General features: G+C 45.5%; 26 protein-coding genes. 19 read left to right on the forward strand and 7 right to left on the reverse strand.

Annotation, left to right across the window (positions count from 1 at the left end; translation table 11 throughout):
* Positions 1-38: 38 nt before the first annotated feature.
* From motA to flhD, 4 genes are all read right to left on the reverse strand, one after another.
* Positions 39-899, reverse strand: coding sequence for a flagellar motor stator protein MotA (motA, locus tag ZMTM_RS08805; RefSeq protein WP_221763527.1), 861 nt, complete (start codon positions 897-899; stop codon positions 39-41).
* A gap of 193 nt (positions 900-1,092) precedes the next feature.
* Positions 1,093-1,677: a class I SAM-dependent methyltransferase gene (locus ZMTM_RS08810; protein ID WP_225906997.1), complete on the reverse strand. Its 585-nt coding sequence runs from the start codon at positions 1,675-1,677 to the stop codon at positions 1,093-1,095.
* 335 nt (positions 1,678-2,012) lie between these two features.
* Complete coding sequence (gene flhC / locus ZMTM_RS08815) at positions 2,013-2,567, reverse strand: flagellar transcriptional regulator FlhC (protein ID WP_221763528.1); 555 nt, start codon at positions 2,565-2,567, stop codon at positions 2,013-2,015.
* 109 nt (positions 2,568-2,676) lie between these two features.
* Positions 2,677-2,994 carry a flagellar transcriptional regulator FlhD gene (gene flhD, locus ZMTM_RS08820; RefSeq protein WP_221763529.1) on the reverse strand — a complete coding sequence of 106 codons (318 nt, stop codon included), beginning with the start codon at positions 2,992-2,994 and terminating at the stop codon, positions 2,677-2,679.
* 647 nt (positions 2,995-3,641) lie between these two features.
* Between flhD and flhB the strand changes: the two genes are divergently transcribed.
* The 10 genes from flhB to ZMTM_RS08870 all read left to right on the forward strand — a co-directional run bounded on the left by flhB (position 3,642) and on the right by ZMTM_RS08870 (position 15,737).
* Positions 3,642-4,820: a flagellar biosynthesis protein FlhB gene (gene flhB, locus ZMTM_RS08825; protein WP_221763530.1), complete on the forward strand. Its 1,179-nt coding sequence runs from the start codon at positions 3,642-3,644 to the stop codon at positions 4,818-4,820.
* Positions 4,817-6,895, forward strand: coding sequence for a flagellar biosynthesis protein FlhA (gene flhA / locus ZMTM_RS08830; protein WP_221763531.1), 2,079 nt, complete (start codon positions 4,817-4,819; stop codon positions 6,893-6,895). The genes flhB and flhA overlap by 4 nt, the downstream gene beginning before the upstream one ends.
* Positions 6,895-8,427: a flagellar biosynthesis protein FlhF gene (flhF, locus tag ZMTM_RS08835; RefSeq protein WP_221763532.1), complete on the forward strand. Its 1,533-nt coding sequence runs from the start codon at positions 6,895-6,897 to the stop codon at positions 8,425-8,427. The genes flhA and flhF overlap by 1 nt, the downstream gene beginning before the upstream one ends.
* On the forward strand, positions 8,420-9,286 hold the full coding sequence (locus tag ZMTM_RS08840; protein WP_221763533.1) for a MinD/ParA family ATP-binding protein: 867 nt from the start codon (positions 8,420-8,422) through the stop codon (positions 9,284-9,286). Before flhF ends, ZMTM_RS08840 begins: the two co-directional genes overlap by 8 nt.
* An 11-nt stretch (positions 9,287-9,297) precedes the next feature.
* The gene (locus tag ZMTM_RS08845) at positions 9,298-10,032 is read left to right on the forward strand and encodes an RNA polymerase sigma factor FliA (RefSeq protein ID WP_221763534.1); all 735 of its coding nucleotides are present in this window, start codon (positions 9,298-9,300) and stop codon (positions 10,030-10,032) included.
* Positions 10,014-10,754 carry a flagellar motor protein gene (locus ZMTM_RS08850; RefSeq protein ID WP_221763535.1) on the forward strand — a complete coding sequence of 247 codons (741 nt, stop codon included), beginning with the start codon at positions 10,014-10,016 and terminating at the stop codon, positions 10,752-10,754. The genes ZMTM_RS08845 and ZMTM_RS08850 overlap by 19 nt, the downstream gene beginning before the upstream one ends.
* A 14-nt stretch (positions 10,755-10,768) precedes the next feature.
* The gene (gene motD, locus ZMTM_RS08855; RefSeq protein ID WP_221763536.1) at positions 10,769-11,680 is read left to right on the forward strand and encodes a flagellar motor protein MotD; all 912 of its coding nucleotides are present in this window, start codon (positions 10,769-10,771) and stop codon (positions 11,678-11,680) included.
* A gap of 14 nt (positions 11,681-11,694) precedes the next feature.
* Complete coding sequence (locus ZMTM_RS08860; RefSeq protein ID WP_221763537.1) at positions 11,695-12,735, forward strand: Gfo/Idh/MocA family protein; 1,041 nt, start codon at positions 11,695-11,697, stop codon at positions 12,733-12,735.
* 69 nt (positions 12,736-12,804) lie between these two features.
* Entirely contained in the window at positions 12,805-14,526 is a 1,722-nt protein-coding gene (locus tag ZMTM_RS08865; protein ID WP_221763538.1) for a sensor domain-containing diguanylate cyclase, read from the forward strand.
* Positions 14,527-14,555: 29 nt separating this feature from the next.
* Positions 14,556-15,737, forward strand: a complete 1,182-nt coding sequence (locus tag ZMTM_RS08870; RefSeq protein WP_221763539.1) for a PilT/PilU family type 4a pilus ATPase — start codon at positions 14,556-14,558, stop codon at positions 15,735-15,737.
* 82 nt (positions 15,738-15,819) lie between these two features.
* On the opposite strand, the gene ZMTM_RS08875 is transcribed toward ZMTM_RS08870, so the two are convergent.
* The 3 genes from ZMTM_RS08875 to flgA all read right to left on the reverse strand — a co-directional run bounded on the left by ZMTM_RS08875 (position 15,820) and on the right by flgA (position 17,489).
* Complete coding sequence (locus tag ZMTM_RS08875) at positions 15,820-16,278, reverse strand: flagella synthesis protein FlgN (protein ID WP_221763540.1); 459 nt, start codon at positions 16,276-16,278, stop codon at positions 15,820-15,822.
* Positions 16,279-16,299: 21 nt separating this feature from the next.
* Positions 16,300-16,608, reverse strand: a complete 309-nt coding sequence (gene flgM / locus ZMTM_RS08880) for a flagellar biosynthesis anti-sigma factor FlgM (protein ID WP_221763541.1) — start codon at positions 16,606-16,608, stop codon at positions 16,300-16,302.
* Positions 16,609-16,748: 140 nt separating this feature from the next.
* A complete protein-coding gene (gene flgA / locus ZMTM_RS08885) occupies positions 16,749-17,489 on the reverse strand; it encodes a flagellar basal body P-ring formation chaperone FlgA (RefSeq protein WP_221763542.1) in 741 nt (246 codons plus the stop codon).
* 231 nt (positions 17,490-17,720) lie between these two features.
* Here flgA and flgB point away from each other — a divergent pair, with 231 nt between their 5' ends.
* The 9 genes from flgB to flgJ all read left to right on the forward strand — a co-directional run bounded on the left by flgB (position 17,721) and on the right by flgJ (position 25,106).
* Entirely contained in the window at positions 17,721-18,137 is a 417-nt protein-coding gene (flgB, locus tag ZMTM_RS08890) for a flagellar basal body rod protein FlgB (protein ID WP_221763543.1), read from the forward strand.
* Positions 18,138-18,184: 47 nt separating this feature from the next.
* The gene (gene flgC / locus ZMTM_RS08895; RefSeq protein ID WP_221763544.1) at positions 18,185-18,592 is read left to right on the forward strand and encodes a flagellar basal body rod protein FlgC; all 408 of its coding nucleotides are present in this window, start codon (positions 18,185-18,187) and stop codon (positions 18,590-18,592) included.
* Between the two features lie 63 nt (positions 18,593-18,655).
* Entirely contained in the window at positions 18,656-19,336 is a 681-nt protein-coding gene (locus tag ZMTM_RS08900) for a flagellar hook assembly protein FlgD (RefSeq protein ID WP_221763545.1), read from the forward strand.
* A 59-nt stretch (positions 19,337-19,395) separates the two neighbouring features.
* Positions 19,396-20,607 (forward strand): flagellar hook protein FlgE, encoded by a 1,212-nt coding sequence (flgE, locus tag ZMTM_RS08905; RefSeq protein WP_221763546.1) that lies wholly within the window; start codon positions 19,396-19,398, stop codon positions 20,605-20,607.
* 48 nt (positions 20,608-20,655) lie between these two features.
* Positions 20,656-21,399, forward strand: a complete 744-nt coding sequence (gene flgF / locus ZMTM_RS08910) for a flagellar basal-body rod protein FlgF (protein WP_221763547.1) — start codon at positions 20,656-20,658, stop codon at positions 21,397-21,399.
* A gap of 75 nt (positions 21,400-21,474) precedes the next feature.
* Positions 21,475-22,257, forward strand: a complete 783-nt coding sequence (gene flgG / locus ZMTM_RS08915; protein ID WP_221763548.1) for a flagellar basal-body rod protein FlgG — start codon at positions 21,475-21,477, stop codon at positions 22,255-22,257.
* Between the two features lie 61 nt (positions 22,258-22,318).
* Positions 22,319-23,050 (forward strand): flagellar basal body L-ring protein FlgH, encoded by a 732-nt coding sequence (locus ZMTM_RS08920; protein ID WP_318840491.1) that lies wholly within the window; start codon positions 22,319-22,321, stop codon positions 23,048-23,050.
* A 64-nt stretch (positions 23,051-23,114) separates the two neighbouring features.
* On the forward strand, positions 23,115-24,194 hold the full coding sequence (locus tag ZMTM_RS08925; protein ID WP_225907141.1) for a flagellar basal body P-ring protein FlgI: 1,080 nt from the start codon (positions 23,115-23,117) through the stop codon (positions 24,192-24,194).
* A 9-nt stretch (positions 24,195-24,203) separates the two neighbouring features.
* Positions 24,204-25,106: a flagellar assembly peptidoglycan hydrolase FlgJ gene (gene flgJ, locus ZMTM_RS08930; protein ID WP_221763550.1), complete on the forward strand. Its 903-nt coding sequence runs from the start codon at positions 24,204-24,206 to the stop codon at positions 25,104-25,106.
* Positions 25,107-25,121: the final 15 nt, after the last annotated feature.

The following is a 25,121-nucleotide window of genomic DNA, read 5'->3' on the forward strand; positions in this document are numbered from 1 at the left end:
ATGCATATTGCTCATCAATTGAAACCATATCAAAACACTTATTTCGATTTTGCTTGTTTAACATGCTCTTCCAGCTCGCTGAACCCTGGACGCTCTGTGGAATAAAGCACTTTACGCCCAAACTCTACGGCGATCGCTGGCGCATAGCCATTAAGGCTAGCAAGCAAAGTTACTTTAACGGTCTGGAATAATTTGGAGGATTCATCAAGCTTCTGTTCCAGCAAGCCTGAAAGCGGCCCAACGAACCCGTATGCAAGCAGAATACCGAGGAATGTACCTACCAGCGCATGCGCAATCAGCATGCCCAACTCTGAAGGTGGAATACCCACTGACTCCATGGTGTGCACTACGCCCATCACCGCAGCCACAATACCAAAGGCTGGCAGGCCATCGCCGATCTTAGCAATACAGTGAGCAGGAATTAAGCCTTCGTGATGATGCGTTTCGAGTTCGTTATCCATCAGGTTTTCGATTTGAAACGCATCCATGTTCCCCGAGATCATCAAACGCAAATAATCGGTAATGAATTCAGTTAGATGGTGATCTTTAAGGACTTCAGGATACTTGCTAAATAGCGCACTACTTTCAGGGTTTTCGACATCGTTTTCAATCGACATCAACCCGTCTTTACGAATTTTGCTGAGAATTTCAAAGAGGAGCGCAAGTAAATTCATATAACGCTGCTTGCTGGCTTTTGAGCCACCGAACAAGCTAGGTATACTTTTTAAAGTTGCTTTGATTGACTTACCATCGTTACCAACAAAAAAAGCGCCTAAAGCGCCGCCCCCAATCATCAATAGCTCTAACGGCTGAAATAAAGCAGCCAAATGCCCACCCGCAAGAGCAAAACCACCGAAAACACTACCACATACAATGACGTACCCAATGATTACTAACACGTTTTAGCCCCGAGTTTTATAGAAAGACTAGCTTTCACATTTATGAATATTGACTCAAGCATATCAAATTTGCATGTGAGGCGATTGCCAAATTAAAAGCACACTTACATGCTATCTCTACATCATCATGATAATCGGCATTATTAAGTAAAACTTAAAATCTTTTAATTAATATAGTGCTATTGCCAATAATTCACATTCTCCACACATAGAGCAATGGTAAATCCTCACGCACAGATATATCAATAGTTGCTGGCACCTGATCAATATTAAATTCGTAGCTGATGAGCAAGCTGCCTGGGCACATCTCACTTTTTGCTTTTTGCCAAAGCGCCGCCATGGCTGCAGGTGACAAATAGGCGAATACAACATCAAACTCAGAAAAATTGAGTGCATAGTAATCACCAAGTATAAATTTGGCTTTTGATCGCTGCAGTCTAGCCCGCACCACACTTATGAACCAAGGTAATGGTGCGATTTCAACCCCTAGAAAATAACTCTCCTGACGCTGCTTGGCCAAGTACATAGTTAAATCGCCCAGACCACTACCAATATCAACCATGTGAATTGAGCTGCCTTGTGGGATTAACTCAGCGACATGCTTCCAGACCGCTGGGCGAGAGGGATAAAACGGGACTTGCGTTCGAAATGTAGTCCAATAGAGGCTTAAGCTAATCAAAAAACCAATTAAATAGAATTGCGTTGGCAAATGCAGGGCGAGCATGCCATATACCGCTAAAGGAAATACGAAATGAATATATCTCCACCAAACTGGCATACGAAGCAAGCTTGATAACCCAACTGTGAGTAATGACTGGAGTAGGACTAAGACAAAAACAGGTAACACCAACGAGAATAATTGATTGAATACCCAGAGTGAAAACAACAAGAAAACCAGCACACCAAACTGGATCAAGATCGCTAAAGTGGCAGGTAAAAAACGTTTTGAAATAATGAGGTCTTTAATGGATTTTTGAAATTAGTAAATATGCTTGTAGTAAATAAGCAAAAGAGCTGCTCTAGGCAGCTCTTTTGCTTAAAACTTGGGATTAGATTAAATCATGAAAGGCTTTAATTCAAGGTCTAATCTGCCCCATGCACAACCGATAACAATCAGGCGATCATTTCAGCAGCATATTGAAGTTCTTTAGCTTTTTTGGTTTTACCAGCACGTGAAGGCACGTGGCATAAGTTGCAATAATAATCTTTGTTCAAATCGTAGGCATTCACTACAAATTCACCACCGCAGCATGTGCAGGGCTGCATTTTCAACATTTTGCTCTCTACGAATCGCACTAATGTCCAAGCGCGGGTCAGTGATAATACGTGTTCATCAGAGGCTTCAGCCTCAACTTGTTGCAGATACAGGTGATAGGCTTTCATGATAGCCACAATGCCTTTAACTTCTGCATGCTTAAGCAAAAATCGATAGATATTCAGGAAGATTGAAGAGTGAATATTGGGTTGCCAAGTCAAGAACCAATCGGTTGAAAAAGGCAACATACCTTTAGGAGGCGAAATGCCTTTCAGTTCTTTATACAACTTGATCAAGCGCTCTCGGGATAAAGTGGTTTGTGATTCCAGCAGTTGTAATCTTGCGCCTAATTTAATCAACTGCATGGCTAATTGAATCTGCTCTGACTCGTTTACTACACTTTTCTTATCCATGATGCACTCCCAATCTTTTGTGTTTGAGTAAACAATGCTACTCAAATAAAACTCAATTACGCGACACCCAAAATGCTTTACTTATCAAATAAATCTTTACTGCCAATCTTTATGCGACTTCTTGTGCTTTTTGACCTGACATCAAGATAGCTGCATGTGCATTCGCTAACTGACGGTCTTTCGTGTAGCTAGTCAACATCGTTAGAATCGTACTGTCTTCAAAACGGAAGCGAGCAAGCATCATGTTGGAACTACTAAGTTTAAGGAGTTGAGCGTTGCTCAGTGATTCAAGAAGATCAGCAATATCTTTGCTCAAACCCAAGCGAAAGATTGCAGATGCTTTATCAGAACGGATCATTTGTTGTGCAAGCATTAAGTAGCTTAAGTTTGCATCTTTAATGTCAGACATTATTTCGTTTTCAGTCATTTTGTGTGCCTCGCGTTAAAACGTTGTTGAATTGCAGTACGTGAGGCGTACTTTGGACTTTTGGAATTAAAGTAAATACTGGACGTTCGCTATATTTTTTGTAGGCGACACAGACACGCAAGAGTACAGTGTTTGTCTTACAAACACTGCAGAGAGGCTATGGATATGGTTTAGAGCGGTACTACTGTTTAATAAAAATTAAAAATTATCTGTTCATTCCAAATATTTATTTACTTGTTACGGCAGCAAAAAACAAAACTTTAGGGTTTTCTGCAACATTTTTTAAAAAAATTAAAATTAAACGTTTTATGCAATTACACACTTGGTCGTTTAACTTTCATTTTTCTTACAATTTGTTTTACGGTAGTAATTCTGGAAACTTTAGGATTTATTTAAAATAAATTGAAAATAATTTAAATTTATTAATAAGTAATTGTTTTTATTTAAATAAATATTTAAATAATTTTCATATTTTCACTCTAATTCTTGTAAAAACTCTCTAATTTCATCAAATTTCGATGAAATTAAAGTCATCTCATAAAAAGAAAGCAGGCATTTCACCCTTTTATTCCACAGATGCAATGTTGTCTTCTCGCTAAATAATTGCTCCACGTCACAAGACCGAAGTTTATGGAGTTGGAAGCGACATGGCTGAAGATAGCGATTTAGAGAAAACAGAACCAGCGACCCCCAAGCGCATTGAAAAAGCGCGGGCGGAAGGCGATGTTCCACGCTCTAAAGAACTTGGCACATGCACCCTATTACTTGCAGCTGGCCTGGGAATATTAATGCTGGGCTCTCATTTGAGCGCTGCCATGAAGCAGAACCTATCTAGTGGCTTAAGTTTTGAGAGACAAGCTGCATTCGATCCACAATTTCTATTGGTAAAAATCGCAGAAGCGCTTTTTGATCTATTAATTGCTTTTGCACCACTCGCTTTTCTACTGTTTGTAGTAAGCATCGGTTCGGCCCTTATATTAGGTGGCTGGAATGTCAGTGAAAAAGCATTTATTCCCAATTTCAATCGCCTCAACCCAATCAAGGGCTTCGGTAATTTTTTCTCAAAAAATTCTGCCGTTGAGCTGGTTAAGGCCATAGGGAAAACCCTGTTGGTAGGTTCTATCGCCTGCATGGTGATCTGGGGCGATATAGACAAGATCATGGCACTATCTCTACAGCCTTTGCACACGGGCATAGGCATGGTGAATGATCTATTACTCAAAGGATTTCTGGCTATTGTGGGTGGGCTGGTATTGATTGCGGCTATCGATGTGCCTTGGCAACTGAAGAGCTATGCCGATAAGCTGAAGATGACCAAGGAAGAAATCCGCCAAGAATCTAAAGAGAGCGAAGGCAACCCTGAGATCAAGGCAAGAATCCGCCAGCAACAACGTGAAATCGCACGGCGCAGGATGATGTCTGAAATCCCTAAGGCTGATGTTGTCATCACGAACCCAACCCACTATGCGGTAGCCATCAAATACTCTGAAAGCGGCATGCGCGCACCTGTGGTCGTGGCGAAAGGTTCTGATGCCATTGCATTGAAAATTCGCGAAATTGCTGGCGAACATAATATACCGACGCTTGAAGTGCCTAAGCTTGCGCGGGCTTTGTACGCACACACCGAGCTAGGCGATGAAATTCCAGAAGCACTTTACTCTGCTGTTGCAGAAATACTGGCTTATGTATTCCAGATGCGCATCTTTAAGAAAACTGGCGGTTTCCGTCCGGACACCCCGAATGAAGTGCCAGTACCAGACGAATTAGATCCACACAACGAACTCTTGGTCACCATTAACCCTAACTTGAAAGCGATTGCGTCATGAACGCGCTTAATTTCAGTACCTGGCTAAATAAAGTCGGTGCACGTGCAGTAGCTGCGCCGCTGATTATTATCTTGTTACTGGCAATGATGATTTTACCATTGCCAGCCATTGTGCTTGATGTGCTCTTCAGCTTTAACATCGCTCTCGCTATCTTAGTATTGTTGATAGGTTTAAACACTTCCAAACCCCTCGACTTTATCGCGTTCCCAACCGTGTTACTCGTCACTACCATGCTGCGCTTGTCACTCAACGTAGCCTCTACCCGTGTAGTGCTGACGGAAGGCCACAACGGCCCAGATGCTGCAGGCAAGGTGATTGAAGCCTTTGGCCACTTCCTGATTGGCGGTAACTACACAGTGGGTATCGTAGTTTTCGTGATTCTGACCATCATCAACTTCACAGTAGTCACAAAAGGTGCTGGCCGTATCGCAGAAGTTGGGGCACGGTTTACCTTGGACGCCATGCCAGGTAAACAAATGGCGATCGATGCGGACTTGAACGCTGGCTTGATTGGTGAAGATGACGCCCGTGCACGCCGCAAGGAAATCGGCCAGGAAGCTGAATTCTATGGCGCGATGGACGGCGCAAGTAAATACGTACGTGGTGATGCGATTGCTGGCATCTTGGTTACCGTGATCAATATCATCGGCGGCTTGATTGTAGGTGTCGTACAGCACGATATGGGCTTTGCCGATGCAGTGAAGAATTACACCTTATTAGCCATTGGTGATGGCTTGGTGGCACAGATCCCATCACTGGTCATCTCAGTTGCTGCAGGTGTAGTCGTATCACGTGTGGCTAACAATCAGGACATCAGCGGCCAATTGATTAGCCAGTTGTTTACAAACTCGCGCGCCTTGTTTGTGACGGCTGGCATTGTGGGCGGCATGGGCATTATCCCTGGCATGCCCCATTTTGCGTTCATCCTGCTTGGACTCATCATCGCTGGCTTGGCTTACATGGTGAGCGAACAGAAGAAACATGACGACATACCTGTAGCAGAAGCTCCACCAGAAATCGCCCCTGAACCTGAAGAAGCTAGTTGGGGCGATGTGGTACCTGTCGATGTGATTGGCCTTGAAGTTGGCTATCGCCTGATCCCACTGGTGGATAAAGCCCAGGGCGGTGATCTGCTCAAGCGCATTAAAGGCCTGCGCAAAAAATTTGCGCAGGAAGTCGGTTTCCTGGCGCCTACCGTCCATATCCGCGATAACCTTGAACTCAAGCCAGCCGCTTATCGGATTACGCTCAAAGGCGTTGAAATCGCCACAGGTGAATCGCACCATGGTCAGTTCCTCGCAATCAACCCTGGCATGGTGACTGGTGCATTACCAGGCCCTATAACCAGCGACCCAGCCTTTGGGTTGCCAGCGGTCTGGGTAGATCAATCCATGCGTGACCAAGCACAAGGCATGGGTTACACCGTGGTAGATACAAGCACGGTGATTGCAACACACCTTAACCATATCATTACCACCCATGCAGCTGAATTATTGGGCAGACAAGAAGTACAACAACTCATAGACCATGTAGGTAAAGATTCACCCAAGCTGGTTGAAGATTTAGTACCCAAGATGTTGTCACTCGCTGTGATTCAAAAAGTATTGCAGAACCTGCTGATTGAAGGCGTACACATCCGTGACATGCGCACCATTATCGAAACGCTGGCTGAGCATGCTGGCCGCACCCAAGATAGCAGTGAGCTGACTTCACTTGTGCGGGTTCAACTAGGTCGCGCGATTGTGCAACAGCTATTCCCTGCTGGGGACGAAGTTTCAGTAATGGCATTGGATGGCCATCTGGAACGCCTGCTCATACAAGCCATGCAAGTCAATAACTCGACTGGTGCAGCCATTGAGCCAGGCTTGGCTGAAACACTTGCCAGACAAACAGAACAAGCCTCAAGACAGCAAGAGCAAATGGGCATGACGCCAGTATTACTGGTGCCAGCCGCCCTGCGCGCTGCGCTTGCCAAATTTTTACGTCGTGCAATCCCCAACCTTCGTGTGCTTTCGCATGAAGAACTCCCTGATACCAAAACCATCCGTGTTACTAGCCTTATTGGAGCGCAATAATGAACATCAAACGATACTTTGCCAAAAATTCACGTGAAGCACTGAGTATGGTCAAAAAGGAGTTGGGAGAAGATGCTGTCATCCTGTCTAACCGAGCGGTAGATGGCGGCAACGAGATCCTTGCTTTCAGGGAGGCCGATATTGAATCGATGATTTCTGACGAACCATCAAGAAAACCTGTAAGACATAGGCTTGAAGATTTTGACGAAGCAGCTTCAGAGCCAACATTCTTGTCATACGTGAATAAAAACCACCGTGATTATCGAGGCGAAGTAGCCAGCAGCGGATTTTCCGACAGTGATGAACGAGAATTTGATAGATCAGAAACCGATCAATCAGCGCATGTCAGAAATTTACCGCCTAAGGTATTTACCCAAAGGCGCAGTGCAGAAAAATTATCGATTGACCCTGCCATGCTAGAGCCCATCAACAGGCCTGCACAAAAGAATGTAGTAAAAACCAGCGCAACAAAACCTGTAGTGGCAACTCAAGCAGCACCAGCGCCAAAAGTCATTGAAACTATCGTAACGAGCAACGCTGACCGCGAAGCAAGCGAGCAACAAATAGCCAACATGATGAGTGAAATACGCATTATGCGTAACGCCATTGAATCTCAGTTGACCGAGATGTCATGGGGCAGCATACAAAAACGTGACCCTGTCAAAGCCATGATGTTGGGCACCCTGCTCACAGGCGGCTTCAGCCCTGCTCTTTCGCGCCAGCTTGCTGAGAAGATGCCAGCCAACCTGACACAAAAAGAGGCCATGAACTGGACTCAGGCCATCATCGATAAAAACCTGATCACCATGCCTGACGAAACAGACATTCTGGACAAAGGCGGTATCTTTACTCTGATTGGCCCAACTGGCGTAGGCAAGACCACGACTACAGCTAAACTGGCTGCACGTTTTGTGATGAAGCATGGTGCCAGCAAGTTAGGCCTGATCACGACTGATGCATATCGTATTGGCGGCCATGAACAACTGCGTATTTACGGCAAGATTCTTGGTGTGATGGTGCATGCAGTTAAAGATGAAGCCGACTTGCAAATTGCCCTTGAAGAACTCAAAGGCAAGCACACCATATTGATTGATACAGTAGGAGTAAGCCAACGTGACCGCATGGTCTCTGAGCAAATCGCAATGCTTTCCAATACCAATCGCAAGATCAAGAAGTTGCTATGCCTGAACGCGACCAATACCAGCGAAACCTTGACCGATGTGATCAACGCTTACAAAGGCAAAGGGCTGGACGGCTGCATCATCACCAAACTGGATGAAGCCGCCATCATCGGCAATGTGCTGGATGTTGCTATCCGTGAAAAACTCAGAGTGTATTACGTTGCAAATGGGCAGCGCGTGCCTGAAGATTTACATCTGGCCAATAAAAAAGTGCTGGTGCATCGCGCATTGAAACTTGGTACACAAAATAATAGCCCTTATAAACTGGCTACCAGTGAGATTCCATTCGTGATGGGTGCTACCCGTAACAAACCTGGTGTTGCACACCTGATGGAAGCTGACCATGCCTAATACTAATCATGGTTTTATAGAAGACCAGGCTGCTGGCCTACGCCGTATCATGGCGGGGCCAATCCCAAGGATTATTACAGTCATTTCAGCGTTCAACAGTGATTGCCATAAGGAACAGCCTAGATTGCTGAGCAATCTGGCAGCTTCGCTCTTACTGCAAAGCAGTGAAGTGCTGATTATGCATACAGGGCCAGAAACACGCGAAGCTACTATTCAATATAGTTTGAATCAGGCACCCGCTTTGATTGATGCTGTGATGCAAAAATCGACACTCGAGGAGATCATGGCGCTATGTGGCGAGAGAAAATATGAAGATGGCTACAATATTGCCAAACTTAGCCATAAAAGCCGCAGCCACCCAGCTTTTGATGGCATTACAAAGACCGCATTGAGCCAAAATTTTAGTCAATTAGCGTCACACTATGATGTCATTCTGCTGGATGCTGTATTGAATAAGCATCATGAATTACCATTACCTATACTGAGTGAGCATGAAATCGTGATTCACCTCACACAAGAGGCTGAATCAATCAAACAAGCCTATATACTGATTAAACAAATGTGCCAGAAAATCGGCCAACGCTCTTTCGGCATATTAGTCAGCCACGCAAATAACGCCGAGGCACAAATCGTCTTTAACAATATTTCTGAAGTTGCCCAACGATTTATGCAAATTGAATTAGAGTTTATTGGTAATGTCCCTAAAGATGAGCATATCAGCCATGCAACAAGTCTAGGTCGCGCAGTGGTCAATGCCTTCCCTAGAGCGCAAGCATCGTTAGCATTCAAGGGCTTAGCAAAACGGCTTGATTACAAACAAGATTTGTCTAAAATGGCTGGGCAGGTATCATTCAGTTAGAAAGACAAAGTATGTACACGGCAACAGGCAAGACCAATCAAAAAGATGAATTGCTAAATCAGCATGCCGGCCTTGTCAAAAAGCTGGCATACCAGCTGAAAGCAAAATTGCCGCCTAGCGTTGAGCTGGATGACCTGATCCAGGCTGGCATGATGGGTTTGCTCGATGCCGTCAACCGCTATGAAGACACACATGGTGCGCAGTTTGAAACCTATGCAGCCCAACGTATCCGAGGCGCAATGATTGATGAGTTACGTAGTGCCGATTGGCTACCACGCAGTGTGCGTAAGAATATGCGTGACGTAGAAGCGGCTATTCATCAACTCGAACAACAACTCGGCCGCCCGCCTACTGAGGGCGAAGTCGCCAAGAAACTTGATTTAGGCCTGGAGGAATACTACGACATGCTGGGTGACTGCAGCGGTCACCAATTGCTGCATTACGAAGATTTCGGCGAATCAGACAACAGCGACCATTTTCTTGACCGTTTCGTGCAAGATAACAGCGGCGACCCGATGCAGGGATTGCTCTCCGATAACTTCCGCACAGCCTTGATAGAAGCCATACAAGGCCTGCCCGAACGTGAAAAAATCCTCATGGGTTTGTATTACGAGCAAGAACTGAATCTGAAAGAAATTGGTGCGGTGATGAATGTTTCAGAATCGCGTGTATGCCAACTACATAGCCAAGCGATTGCAAGGCTGCGTGCCAATATGAAGGAACAGGCATGGACTGGGGCAGTTTAGTCGGCATTGTTATCGCCTTTGGCGGTATTCTGGCAGGTCAGGCAATTGAAGGTGGGCATATCAGTTCGTTGGTACAGCCCGCTGCCTTTATTATTGTCGTACTTGGCACATTGGGGGCAGTCCTGCTGCAAACTAAACCCTCTACCTTTGTCGCTGGTATAAAAATGGCAAGCGAGATATTTGTGCCCGCCCGCGATGACCGTCCAGAGCTGGCTAAAAAGATCATGATATGGAGCAATATCGCACGAAAAGAGGGCTTACTCAGGCTAGAGAATAATCTCAATGCTGAAAAAGATCCTTTTGTAAAAAAGGGCTTACGCCTGATGGTCGATGGTATCGCCCCTGAAAAGATTCGCGAAATTATCAGTATTGATATCTACTTTTATGAAACTAGGATGCGTAACGCAGCCAAAATCTGGGAGGCCGCTGGCGGCTATGCCCCAACTATCGGCATTCTGGGCGCGGTGCTGGGTTTGATTCATGTGATGGAAAACCTGTCTGATCCAACCAAGTTGGGCAGTGGTATTGCAGTGGCGTTTGTGGCAACTATTTATGGCGTAGGTTTGGCCAATATTGTGTTTTTGCCCATTGCCAATAAACTCAAAACCATCATCCAGTTAGAAGGTATGCGCCGCGAAATGTTGCTGAATGCTTTTGTCTCGATTGTGAACGGCGATAACCCGCGCGTCGTTGAAGAACGCTTACAGGCCTATTTACGTTAAAGTGAGTCAATGCAATGATTCGTAGAAAACCGCATGAGGATGAACACGAAAACCATGAGCGCTGGCTGGTCTCTTATGCCGACTTTATCACGCTGCTATTCGCATTCTTTGTGGTGATGTATTCCATTTCCTCCGTCAATCAAGGTAAATACAAGCAACTTACCTCTTCACTTGGCAGTGCTTTCAGTGGCGACATTTCTCCCAGAGTCGGCCCACAGGCCAATAATGGCGACATCTCACCAAAAAGTAATTCCCGCTACTCCTCTATCATTCAACCGCTAAAGCTGAATCAACTACATAGCGATAAACAGCGGCGTGAGCGCGAGAACATGGCGGCACTGGCCAATAAATTAGCCAACTCACTCAGTACTTTGATTAACGATGGAAAACTGCGCGTGGTACAGAATAATCGCGGCATCCGCATTGATATTCACGACACCCTACTTTTTGCGCCAGGCTCTGCTGAGTTATCGCCCGCAGCCAAGCAGCCACTGGGCGAAATTGCCAACTTTCTAAAAGAAAGTACTAATCAGATTCAGGTAGAAGGTCACACGGATAATGTACCGATACACACAGAGCAGTTTTTCTCAAACTGGGAGCTCTCAGCCATGCGCGCCACCGCTTTGGTACGGTTATTCACCGAATCAAACATTGTTGAATCACGTCTGAGTGCTGCAGGTTATGGTTCAGCACAACCTATTGCTGACAATGCAACGCCTGAAGGACGTGCTAAAAATCGGCGGGTTTCCATCATGATCTTATACAGTGATGCCAATCAGTCGAATTCGGACAATGGCGAAATTGTGCCTGACCGTGCGCCTGCCCAATCAGACATCAAAACACTAGATCAAGCGCCAAGCCAACTATCAATTTCACCAAACGCAAAATCTCAAATCACCGCCAAACCTTCAGTTGAAGGCATTTAACCTAAAAGTACGCCATGACTCTTGCAACCAAAAGTAGCACCGAAACCAATAAAGTTCGCTGGGGTATTCTAGGCGCGGCGCGTGTCAATGAACGACTGCTGCCCGCCATTGTTGAAGCGGGCAATTCAACATTAGTCGCCATTGCCAGTCGCAGACCAGGCGCAGCGGCTGAAACGCTGAAGAAATACGCACCCAAGCTTACTGATGTCACCACTTACGACACGCTGGAAGACTTGTTAAATGACACCAGCATCCAAGCAGTCTATATCCCTATGGCCAATGATGAGCACGCCGAATGGGCGTTAAAAGCCATTGCTAAAGGCAAGCATGTGCTGATTGAAAAGCCGATGGCACTCACGGTCGCTGATATTGAGGCGATTGCTGTAGCTGCTCAAAAGCATCAAGTGAAGGTGATGGAAGGCTTTATGTACCGCTTTCATCCGCAACATCAGCGCGTGAAAGAAATCATCGCTTCTGGCATCATCGGTGAGGTGCGCTCGGCACGAGCCAGTTATTCATTTTTAATGCGGCCAGCACGCATGTATAGACTGGAAAAAGATACTGATCATGGTGGCGGTGCAATGTGGGATGTAGGCCCTTATGCCATGCACACCTTGCGCTACTGTCTTGAATCTGAACCTCTCAGCGTTTCATGTGTGGCTAAATATGTGGAAAGTGGCGCTGATATATCCACAAGTGGTATGGTGGATTTTGCGAATGGAACCCGTGGACATTTCGATATAAGCTTTGAAAGTGCGCGCCAGACTGAATACACCATAGTCGGTACAAAAGGCAGCGTGAAATGCCATACAGTTTGGCAACTACCTGGCACCAATGATGTGCCTGTGATATCTTGGTGGTCAGATGATGGGCGCAAGGCAGAAGAACAATACCCAGCATCTAATCACTTCAATCTTGAAATTGCGCATTTTAGTGACTGTATATTGAACGACACAGCACCAGCATTAGGCATTGCAGATGCAATAGCTAACTGCAAGCTCATCGTTGCAGCACTAGAGTCCGCAGCTTCCAGCAAAGTAATCAAAATTAAATAGTGCAGGCATTGGTCTTGCTTTGATATGCTGTAGATCACTGTAAAAACCAATGACGTAAAACTAATAACAATGTCCAAAAACACCCAATATTTAGTATCGCCCGATAGCCTGCCGATACACCTGCTGTTTATCACGCAAGGCGATGGGCAGATTCGCCATGGCAATCAGTCAGCATTGAATATGTTTGGGTTGTCACTCACGCAATTAACCGCACTGAAGTTTCCCGAACTTTTGCATGGCAAGCATGCAGAGATTGAAGACCATTTCTCAGCAGCAAGCCTCAACCAAAAAGTGGTACAGCTCAAACCAAACATATCAAATAAACATATATGGGTAGAGCTTTATGCCAACGAGCTCATGCATGAGAATGAGTCCTGTATCTGTGTTGTGCTCAAAGAATACAGTGATAGCCAACTGATACTTTCTGAATTTATCCAGACCAATGTGCTGTATCAGAACCTCATGCGCATTACCCCTGACGCTGCTTTCATTATTGACCTCACGGGAAAAATCATTTGTTCCACTACCTACGGACAAACACTTTTCGGTTATATGCATGCTGATGATCTGGCACACACCAGTATTTTTGATTTACTGGTTCCCCAAGAAATCACCCGTGCACGCAAACACTTTGCCCAAGTCCTGACAGGCACTGAAGCTGGCATGCAGGAATACACTGCAATTAGAAAAACTGGCCAGAATTTTTGGCTGGAACTCAATTTTGGGATTATTCGCCAACAGGACAATACGCCTAAATCCATTTTTCTAGTCGCTAGAGATATTTCACAACGCAAAAAAATAGAAACTGAGCTGCAAACGCAAGAGACCCACTACAGAACACTGGTGGAAAGCGCTCGCAGCATGATTCTGCACATGAGCCCAGATGGTCACATTCTTTTTGTGAATAAGTATGCTGAAGAATTCTTTGGCTTCGCACCAGGTGAGCTGGTCGGTAAACATGTCATGGATACTATCGTGCCAGAGATCGAGACTTCAACTAATCGAGATCTGAGCCAAATGATAGAAGAGATATTTCATGACGTGAATAATTACAGAATCAACATCAACGAAAACATAAGAAAGAACGGTGAGCGTGTATGGGTTGCCTGGTCGAACGGCGCCATATTTGATGCGCAAGGAAAACTGATTGAAGTCTGTTCAGTGGGTAACGATGTCACAGAGCAACGCCAGGCTCAGCATGAGCTGGCAGAAGCCCACAATCAGTTGCAACTGCAATACCAAGAAATCCATTTACTACAAGAAAAGCTGCGAGATCAGGCCACACGCGACCCACTGACCAACCTATTCAACCGTCGCTACCTTGAGGAGACATTATTACGCGAAATGGCACGTTGCGAACGCGAGAAAATTCCGTTAGCGATTGTGATGATTGATATTGATTACTTCAAAAAAACAAACGACGCCTTTGGCCACGAAGCTGGCGACCAGATTCTGCGATCTATCGCTGCTTTATTGCAAAACCATACGCGCGATGAAGATGTGGTCTGCCGATACGGGGGTGAAGAGTTTATTGCTGTATTACCTGGCGCATCTCTCGATCAAGCCCAAAAACGGGCTGAATTCTGGCGCAGTGAGTTTCAAAGCCTAGATTTCACGTTTGATGGCATAGCTCATCAAGCCACCTTCTCCTGCGGCGTATCCGCTTATAATCAGCATGGCAATAATGCTGATACATTGATCAAGCTTGCTGATGATGCACTCTACCAAGCAAAATCAAATGGCCGCAACCAAGTAGTTATTTATCCTAGCACCTCAACTTCAATCGTTTAAGTGCTCACTATCAAATCAGGGACCGATGTATGAATAACGAACAAGCACTAGCGTATATGCATACCTTACTCAAATCGATGCTTGAGAAAAAAGCGTCTGATTTGTTTATCTCGGCAGATTTTCCACCTGCGATGAAAATCGACGGGAAAATGACGCCTGTCACGCAGCAAAAGCTTTCTGGAGAACACACCCAGGCTTTTGCGCATTCATTGATGAACGAAAAACAGCGCAAAGAGTTTGAAGCTGAAAAAGAATGTAACTTTGCTATCTGGCCCAGAGAGATCGGTCGCTTCCGCGTTAATGTATTCGTGCAGCAAGAAAAAGTGGGCATGGTGTTGCGTACTATTACAACAAAAATCCCGAACTTTGATGAAATGGGTCTACCGCCTGTTTTAAAAGATGTAATGATGGCCAAACGTGGCCTCATTATTCTGGTAGGTGGTACTGGTTCAGGAAAATCAACCACGCTGGCAGCCTTGATCGATTATCGAAATGAAAATAGCTACGGTCATATCATCACGGTTGAAGACCCCGTAGAGTATGTACACCCAAGCAAAAACTGCCTGATTACTCACCGGGAAGTTGGGCGTGATACCAATGGCTGGTTTGCTGCACTCAAAAATACATTACGTCAGGCGCCTGATGTGATCCTGATTGGTGAAATTCGCGACCGTGAAACGATGGAGTTTGCCTTGGCCTTTGCTGAAACTGGTCACTTGTGTATGGCTACATTACACGCCAATAGTGCCAATCAGGCATTGGATCGAATTGTTAACTTTTTCCCTGAAGAACGTCATCCACAATTGCACATGGACTTATCGCTGAATTTAAAAGCATTTGTTTCACAACGGCTCGTACCTAAAGCGGGTGGTGGCAGATGCGCTGCTATTGAAATTTTGCTGAACTCGCCCTTGATTGGCGATTTAATACTCAAAGGTGAGACCAACATGATTAAAGAAGTCATGGCTAAGTCAGCAGAACTAGGTATGCAAACCTTTGATCAAGCCTTGTTTAACCTGGCTGAAGAAGGCCGCATTACTGAAGACGACGCATTGCGCAATTCGGATTCAATTAATGAACTACGCCTGAAATTCAAGCTGCACAGCAAACATTCTGGCACTAAAGACTCATCGTCTCGTATTGAACATTTATCGCTGCATGATGATGACGCTAAAGAAGAAGAATCCACAGAAGAAACACCTGCAAGCTAGACTTTAAGACATAAAAAAACCGCCCAAAGGCGGTTTTTTTATCATTAAACTCATAGCATCTTGGGGCTATTCAAAATTCACTTTACACCTGCAAGCTACCACGTAAAAAACTCTGTGAGCTTGATTGACCATTAGGTCCATAAAACTCACCTGAAGATTGACCCGATTGCAACACATTCAGTTGTTGCTGATTACGATTAAAGTGTTTATTGATCAATATACCATTCACGCGGTTCATCTCTTTGGCTTGCGTTAACAGCTTTTGAAACCCTAACCACTCTTGCTTGACTGATACATCGCTCTGTTTGCCAAGCCACTGCATCAGGCCTGCTTCGTTAGGCTCATATCGGTTTGCTTCAAGCATTTTGTATCGATCTAGCAATGCATTACTCATTTGCTGCATGACTACTGATTTTTCTTCGATGATGCCTTCTATTGCATCAATATTGGCGCTGACCAGATTATTTTGTTCGCGCGACAATATCGCCACAAGCTCATCGGCTAGGGCAATATCCTGTTTGAATGAAATAGTCTGAGCCATGAGTAATCGCTTTTTAGAAAACTAACTAGTGGTTAACAATTCTTTTACGGTGCTAATCAAGCCATCTGCCACTTTTTCAGAGTTAACAGTAAATTGTCCACTTGAAATCGCTGATTTAATTGCATCTACTTTTTCAGCATCATAGACACTACCTGCAGCTACTTTGGCTTCTAGTGATTGCAGTTGTGATGATAATGGAGAGAGCGTGACACTTTCTGCACTGCTACCACTAGAACCTGTTTTGGATACTGAGGGCTTTTGGGTTGGTGCTGCATCAACTTTTTCAACCGTTAAGCCACTCGCCGACTTAATTGAATCACTGATTTTCATGGTTTATTTCCTCATGCGTGTTTGGCTATCATATTAGCCAATTATATTGCTCTTATCGGCATATTTGAAACAAACTTTAGGATTTAATTTGGTCATCTTTTTATTGTGATGCATTCGATAGCACTAGATTTGATTCAGTATCAAAATCTCACATCAATTTGGCCGCCATTACGTGCGATGCCAGAAATCACTTGGCCACTGGCTACTTTAACCTGCACGACTTGCCCTTCACCTGCAGTCGTTAAGGCTTGGCCTTCTGCGCTTACTTGAAAACCATCACCGATTGAATTCAATACTACTTTTTGACCTTGTAATACTACAGGCGACATTTTTAACATTTCTTGCCGCAATACCGTCCCTGCTTGTAGCGAAACACTCACGGTGCGGCCAATGACCTGCTCTGGATCAGTAAAGATACCTGAAGGTAACTGCGCCAAATCGCCACTTTGATACATTAAATCTTGGCTAGTCACCACACGCCCTTGGGTTAATGGTGCAGCTGCGGTGAGATATTGAGACATCACGCTGATGTTAGCTTGCAGATAAATCTTCCATACCGGCATATCGCAACTCACACCAATATTGGTTCTACCCCAAACACGACTGCCAGGCGGTAAAAACACTTGCATCTGTGGGCAGGCTGGCAATTTCAGGTTTCTATCTACAGGCGTTGCACTGACGGTGACTTTGCCTGGATAACCTATTGTTTGCATCGTCAGAAACTCTTCGACTTTAACTTTGACAGCATTCAAATCCTGCTTGGCATCAGGGATGGATTGAACCTCTGCATAGCTTGAAAGTGATGACAACAAGAATACTGACACAGCTAACCTAGCAAATGCTTGATTGCTACGAATGAGGTTTTGTAATGGCTTAATCATGTTGGACTCCAATACTGATAGGAAATCTTCAACATGCATTCTACGAACATCAACGCCAAGTCAATCCAAGATAAAAGTGAGAATTACCCTCTTTATCCTGCAATTGAAGTATTAGCAATAACCCTATTATCTGTTTCATCATCTTTAACGGTTATAGCGGAAATTTCTTTAATCGGTCTAACTTTTAGTAGGTCTGACTTTCGCTGATGCTGATGTAAAGGAGGCAATCAATTGGATAAATTAGATGCAGCATTTAACTTTCACCAATCCGCACTGCGCTTGCGCTCTGAGCGGCAAGAGCTGCTTGCCTCCAACATAGCCAATGCCGACACCCCTAACTATAAAGCACGCGACATTGATTTTAACGCTGCATTAAAGGGGGCAATGGCTGGCAATTCTTCATTATCGTTAACGACCTCTAAAACTTCAGCTGAGCATCTAAACGGCATGAATCAAGGTGGCCCAGCCACAGGCGGTGCTGATGCCCCACTCTTCCGCCCGATCATCCAAGGTGCAGTCGATGGTAATACGGTAGATATGGATGTGGAGCGTAATCAGTTCACTGATAACGCCATTCGCTATGAAGCGAGCTTGATTATGCTCAATGGCACTATCAAGAAAATGCTAACCGCGATTACTGGGCAATAACCATGACGTACACCATTGCTCTGCCTAACCGAATTTAGGAGAACGACATGTCACTATTTAATGTATTTAATATTGCGGGCTCAGCGATGAGCGCCCAATCACAGCGCTTAAATACCACGGCAAGTAACCTCGCCAATGCCGACAGCACGACCAGTGCAAACGGTTTACCTTATAAAGCTAAGCAAGTGATTTTCAGCGCTGTGCCGATGAAAGACCAGGCCAGTAGCGGCGTAAAAGTGAATAAGGTGATCGAAGATAATTCCCCACCAAGAGTACTCTACGACCCCAAAAACCCGAAAGCAGATGCAAAAGGCTATGTGACCATGCCTAACGTGAATGTGACTGAAGAAATGGTCAATATGATTTCTGCATCACGTGCCTACCAGAACAATGTGGAAACCATGAACGCAGCAAAAACCATGTTGCTGAAGACTTTGACAATCGGTCAATCTTAAATGGCCCTAATTTTAACAGCAGCCCTACTTTAAATTTACCAAACCCTTTGAAGGGATAACACCATGACGACAGTGAACACCCAGCAAGTATCTAACGAATTGTTAGCCACCATGAACGGTACTTCCAGTACCTCGACTTCGGCACAAACCAGCACGGATGAGGCAACTAACCGCTTTATGACCTTGCTGGTCACACAACTAAAGAACCAGGATCCACTCAACCCAATGGACAATGCTGAGCTCACCAGTCAACTGGCGCAACTCTCAACAGTTACTGGCATCAACCAGCTTAATACCACGGTGGATAGCCTGCTTGGCAGCTTGCAATCCAGCCAGTCTTATCAAGCATCTGGCCTGGTTGGGCATAACGTACTGGTCGATGGAAACAGCTTAACGCTGAAGGATGGTGCTGGGTACTTTGGAATCGACCTGCCAGTAGGCGCCAATAATGTAACGGTCACGATCAAAGACTCCAGCGGCACCCCAGTCAAGAGCATCACGATGGGCAAGCAGGACGAAGGCACACTGCCATTGGTCTGGGATGGCACGACAGATAGTGGCACTACCGCAGCAAATGGCAAATATACATTTGATGTCAGCGCTACTATATCTAATACCAGCGTTACAGCTACAGGCTTGAGTTATCAATCAGTACTTAGTGTTTCAAACACGACCAGTGGTGTAAAACTCAATTTAAGTGATAACAGCTCAGTGAGCACAGACAGCGTTAAAGAGATTTTTTAAAAGAAATATTAAGTGAAATACAGCCAACATTCAGTTAACGAAATAAACAGGAGAACATCATGAGTTTTCAACAAGGTTTAAGTGGTTTAAATGCTGCATCAAAAAGTCTGGACGTCACGGGCAACAATATTGCCAATGCGAATACAGTCGGCTTTAAACAATCCCGTGCAGAATTCGCTGATGTTTATGCCAATTCACTGAATGGCGGCGGCTCGAATACACAAATTGGTATCGGCACCAAAGTAGCCACCATACAAACGCAATTCACCCAAGGCAATATCACCAATACAACTAATTCGCTTGATCTAGCGATTAACGGAGGCGGATTTTTTCGACTCAACAACAATGGAACTGTGATCTATTCGCGAAATGGCCAGTTTCAACTGAATAAAGACGGATACATTGTAAATGCATCGGGCGACCACCTCACAGGCTACACTGCAGATGCAGCAGGTAATCTTTCTACAGGAGCACCTGCTGATCTGTTCATCAATACAGCCAATCTGCCTGCATCAGCGAGTACTACCATCGATGCGGTCGTCAATTTGGATGCGCGCACCGCCGTGAATGCTGCCGTATTTAATGCAACTGACCCTACAACCTATGACCAATCAACATCCGTGACCGTGTTTGATAGTTTGGGCAATCCGCATACCGTACAAAACTTTTATACCAAGACTGCTCCCGGCACTTGGAAAGTAAATACGACTATAGATGGAAGTTCTACAGTTACAGCTGGGTCTCCAGCCACACTTAGCTTTAATACTTCTGGCATTGCTACTGGTGCTACAACACAAAACGTTGCCTTTACTGCCGCTGGTGCAGCTAACGTTTCAATTACATTAGATTATGCTGGAAGTACGCAGTTTGGATCTATCTTCTCAGTCAACAGCCTGGCACAAAACGGTTATACCTCTGGTCAGCTATCCAAATTTACCACTTCAGCTGATGGCACGATTGTAGGTAGTTATACCAATGGTCAAACCAAAGTATTGGGCCAAGTTAATCTCGTCAATTTTGCCAATCCAAATGGGTTAGTTAATCTTGGCAACAATACCTATGCTGAGAGCTCAGCTTCTGGTGTGCCAGTAGCTGGTACGCCAGGCACTGCAAGCTTAGGCGTATTGCAATCCAATGCGCTGGAAGACGCCAATGTTGACTTGACCGCAGAACTGGTAAATTTGATCACCGCCCAGCGTTATTACCAGGCCAATGCGCAGACCATCAAGACGGAAGACCAGATCCAGCAAACACTGGTCAATCTTCGCTAATAGCATTGCAACATTAAGTATTTGAGTCGTGAGCAAAGGAGCTAAACCATGGATCGCATGATTTACACCGCAATGTCAGGTGCAAAACACATCCTTGAGCAGCAGACCACCACTGCGCATAATCTGGCGAACACATCATCTACCGGGTTTAAGGCTCAGGTCGATTCATTCCGTGCCGTGCCTATTGTCAGTGATGGCCTGAATACACGCACATTTGTAGTGGATGCAACGGTAGGGGCTGATTTTTCCAATGGCCCTATCCAAGCCACCAACCGTGATCTGGATATTGCGATACAAGGTAAAGGCTGGCTAGCCGTACAACGTGCAGATGGTTCCGAAGGCTACACGAGAAATGGCGCACTCAAACTCAATGAAAACGGCGTTTTACAAACTTCTAATGGATTAACGGTATTGGGCGATACAGGCCCTATCACTATTCCGCCTGATGTCAGAATATCCATCGGTAAAGATGGCACGATTTCGTCAGTACAGAATACGACAGTGCCAGGCCCAGCCAATACCATTGGCCGCCTGAAGCTGGTCAATCCTGATGAGTCTAATCTGGTACGTGGCGGTGATGGATTGTTTGTCACCGCAGACAACTCACCAGTCCAGGCTGATGCCACAGTTTCTGTGGTGACAGGTGCCTTGGAAGGCAGCAATGTCAACGTGGTAGATGCCATGGTCACCATGATCAGCTTGCAACGACAGTTCGATACGCAAATGCGGCTATTGCAGGATGCCGAGAAGAACGCTGAAAAAGCCAATCAGATCTTCGGATTAAATGGCTAGTAGTTTCGCTATGATAGGGTTTAATCAGGGTTAAAAGACTTTGACTGGCAACAACAAGTTACGAGAGGAAGCAAAATGATACGTTCACTATGGATTTCAAAAACAGGCCTGGATGCGCAACAAACGCAGATGGATGTGATCTCGAATAACTTGGCCAACGTCAGTACCAACGGCTTTAAAAGAACACGCGCAGTGTTTGAAGATTTGCTCTACCAAAATATTCGCCAGCCCGGTGCGCAGTCATCCCAGCAAACCCAATTACCATCTGGCTTACAACTCGGCACTGGTGTAAGACCCGTTGCCACCGAACGTATATTCACACAAGGCAACCTCGAGCAAACCAGCAATAGCAAAGACGTAGCGATTGATGGTAACGGCTTCTTCCAGGTGTTATTGCCTGACGGGACAACCGCTTATACACGCGACGGTTCTTTCCAGACCGATAGCCAAGGTCAATTGGTCACCTCCAGTGGCTTTCCTGTGCAGCCTGCGATCACTATCCCATCTAACGCCCAGAGCTTCACCGTGGGTCGTGATGGTACGGTTTCTATCACACAACCTGGCTCAGCAAATGCAGTGCAAATTGGCAGTATCCAGTTAGCCACTTTTATCAACTCAGCTGGCTTGCTGAGCAAGGGTGAAAATCTCTATGTAGAAACAGCGGCCTCTGGCACAGCAAACACTAATGCCCCAGGTTCAAACGGCGCTGGTGTACTGTCACAGGGTTATGTAGAAACCTCCAACGTCAACGTGGTTGAAGAATTGGTGAATATGATACAAACCCAGCGCGCTTATGAGATCAACAGTAAAGCAATCACTACGTCAGATGAGATGCTGGCAAAACTTTCACAAATGTAGCAATTGATAGCTAGATAAGAATTAAGTAACAAGCGTGCAAGAGATTAGATGAGGTATCAATATGAAAATGATCATTAAAAAGGCTGACAATAGAAAATTGGGCACCATCATGCCTGCAGCCATGATATTTTCTAAACAACAAAATGCCCGTCTATTGCTGATTAGCACCTGCCTGTTGCTCAACGCGTGCGCGATTACGCCAACGTCTATTATTGATAAACCAACAACAGCAATGCCTGCAACGCCAGCGCCTGTTGCATTGAATAGCGGTGGGATATACAACACCGGCACTTTCAGGCCAATGCTGGAAGATCGGCGTGCGCGTTTTGTTGGCGATACCATTACCATCAATATTGTGGAAAATACTTCTGCAACTAAGGCAGGGGGTAGCTCTTCAACTAAAGATGGCTCTGTAGATGCATCGATCAGTGCATTTAATGGCAAGTCTTACCCCAAGGCTACTGCAACAGCAGCTAATAAGCTTTCAAATAAAGATACCGCAGCAGCTAACTCAAGCAATGTATTCAGTGGCTCAATTACTACAACGGTGATTGAAGTATTGCCTAATGGATATCTGGTTGTGAGTGGCGAGAAACAGGTATCCCTGGATAAGGGTACAGAATTCGTCAGGCTCTCTGGTGTAGTGAACCCTGACACTGTTGCGCTTGGGAATACCGTGCCTTCTACCCAAGTGGCTAATGCCAAAGTCGAATATCGTACCAATAGCAAGATTGATGGTGCTTTAATTGCCTCCTCAATCGCTAGATTTTTTCTTAGCCTGACGGCCTTCTAATATATTGATCAAGGCTGAAAAAATCATGAATAGCTCATTAAAGAATGTCCAAAAATTCAGTGCGATGCTTTTAATTGCGCTTTTTATCTTCAGCCCTGTCGCACATGCAGAGCGCCTGAAAGACTTGGCCACTATACAAGGCGTGCGTAGTAACCAATTGATTGGCTATGGCTTGGTTGTTGGCCTGGATGGCACAGGTGACCAAACTACACAGACGCCATTCACTGTACAAAGTATTATCAGCATGATGCAACAGATGGGCATTAACCTGCCCGCTGGCACCAACCTGCAATTGAAAAACGTGGCCGCAGTGATGGTCACGAGCAGCCTGCCAGCATTTGCGCAGCCTGGACAGCTATTGGATGTCACTGTTTCATCGATGGGTAACGCTAAAAGCATACGCGGTGGCACCTTACTAATGACACCGCTTAGGGGTGCTGATAACCAGGTCTACGCCATGGCCCAGGGCAATCTAGTGGTCGGCGGCGTTGGCGCTTCTGCCAATGGCAGCCAGGCGCAAATCAACCATTTAAGTGTGGGCCGTATTTCAGATGGTGCGACAGTTGAACGTAGTGTACCCAGTAACTTCACTCAAGATAACCTGATCAGCCTTGAACTCAAGGATGCAGATTTTTCCACAGCCAGTTTAGTCGTAGATGCCATCAATAAGCGCTTTGGCACAGGCACTGCAGCTGCCCAGGATGCCCGCGTGATCAAGGTATTAGGCCCTTCCACCCAAAATCGCGTTTCATTCATGGCAGCACTTGAAACACTGGATGTCAAACCTGCGCAAACCTATGCAAAAATTATCCTCAATGCCCGCACGGGTTCAGTTGTCATGAATCAATCTGTGTCGCTGGATGATTGCGCTGTTTCTCACGGCAATTTATCAGTAGTGATTAACACGGCCCCTGTGATCAGCCAGCCTGGCGCATTATCCAACGGGCAGACCGTAGTTGCACAGCGTTCGACCATTGAGATTCAGAAAGAGCCAGGAAAGGTCTTGAAGTTACAGGGTGGTGCATCGCTTAATGATGTAATCAAGGCATTGAATGCCATTGGTGCAACGCCACAAGACTTACTGGCCATACTGCAAGCAATGAAGGCTTCTGGCTCATTACATGCTGATCTGGAAATCATCTAGGCAACCGCCATGATTAATACAAAAATCGATGCAGCGAGTGATATGTCAGGAAAATTGGCGATGGATGCCAACAGCCTGAACAAGCTTAAACTTTCAGCCAAAGATAACTCGCCCGAAGCCATCAAGCAGGTTGCTAAGCAATTCGAGTCCATTTTCGTCAACATGATGCTCAAAAGCATGCGGGATGCCTCCCCGCAAGATGGCCCGTTTGATAACGAACAAAGCCGTACCTATACCGCCATGCTGGATCAGCAGCTCAGCCAGACCATTGCATCAAAGGGTATAGGTCTGGCCGATGTATTAGCCAAGCAATTAAGCAAGACTGGCTATGGCACGCACCCAGAAACCAGTGATATGGATCTGGGTACTAGCCCAGATATCACAGAACTTAAAAACCTGTTGAATAAGCAACCTGTTCGCGACACGCCAAACCCTGCACCTGCTAACACATCACTCACTCCAGACTCTTTCGAAGAGAAAATGGCTGGTGCGGCCAATGAAGCGAGCCAAGCCACAGGCATACCATCCAACTATATTCTGGGACATGCTGCACTTGAAAGTGGCTGGGGGAAACGTGAAATCAAAGGCGCTGACGGGCAAACCAGTTATAACCTGTTTGGCATTAAAGCCACGGCCAACTGGACAGGGAAAACAGTGGATGCAGTGACTACAGAATATGTCCATGGCGTAAAACAGATCAAAGTGGAGAAATTCCGTGCCTACGATTCATACGCAGATGCTTTTAAAGACTTTGGCAATCTGATGCGTAATAATCCACGTTATAGCAAGGTCCTGAATAATCTGCAAGATGGCGGGAGCTATGCAAAAGCGGTACAAGCCGCCGGGTATGCCACAGACCCGGACTATGCAACAAAATTAAGCCAGGTGATTAAACAAGTAACCTCGGCCTGATTGTTTGCTGCATTA

It is taken from the genome of Methyloradius palustris (genome assembly GCF_019703875.1).
Classification (GTDB): Bacteria; Pseudomonadota; Gammaproteobacteria; order Burkholderiales; family Methylophilaceae; genus Methyloradius; species Methyloradius palustris.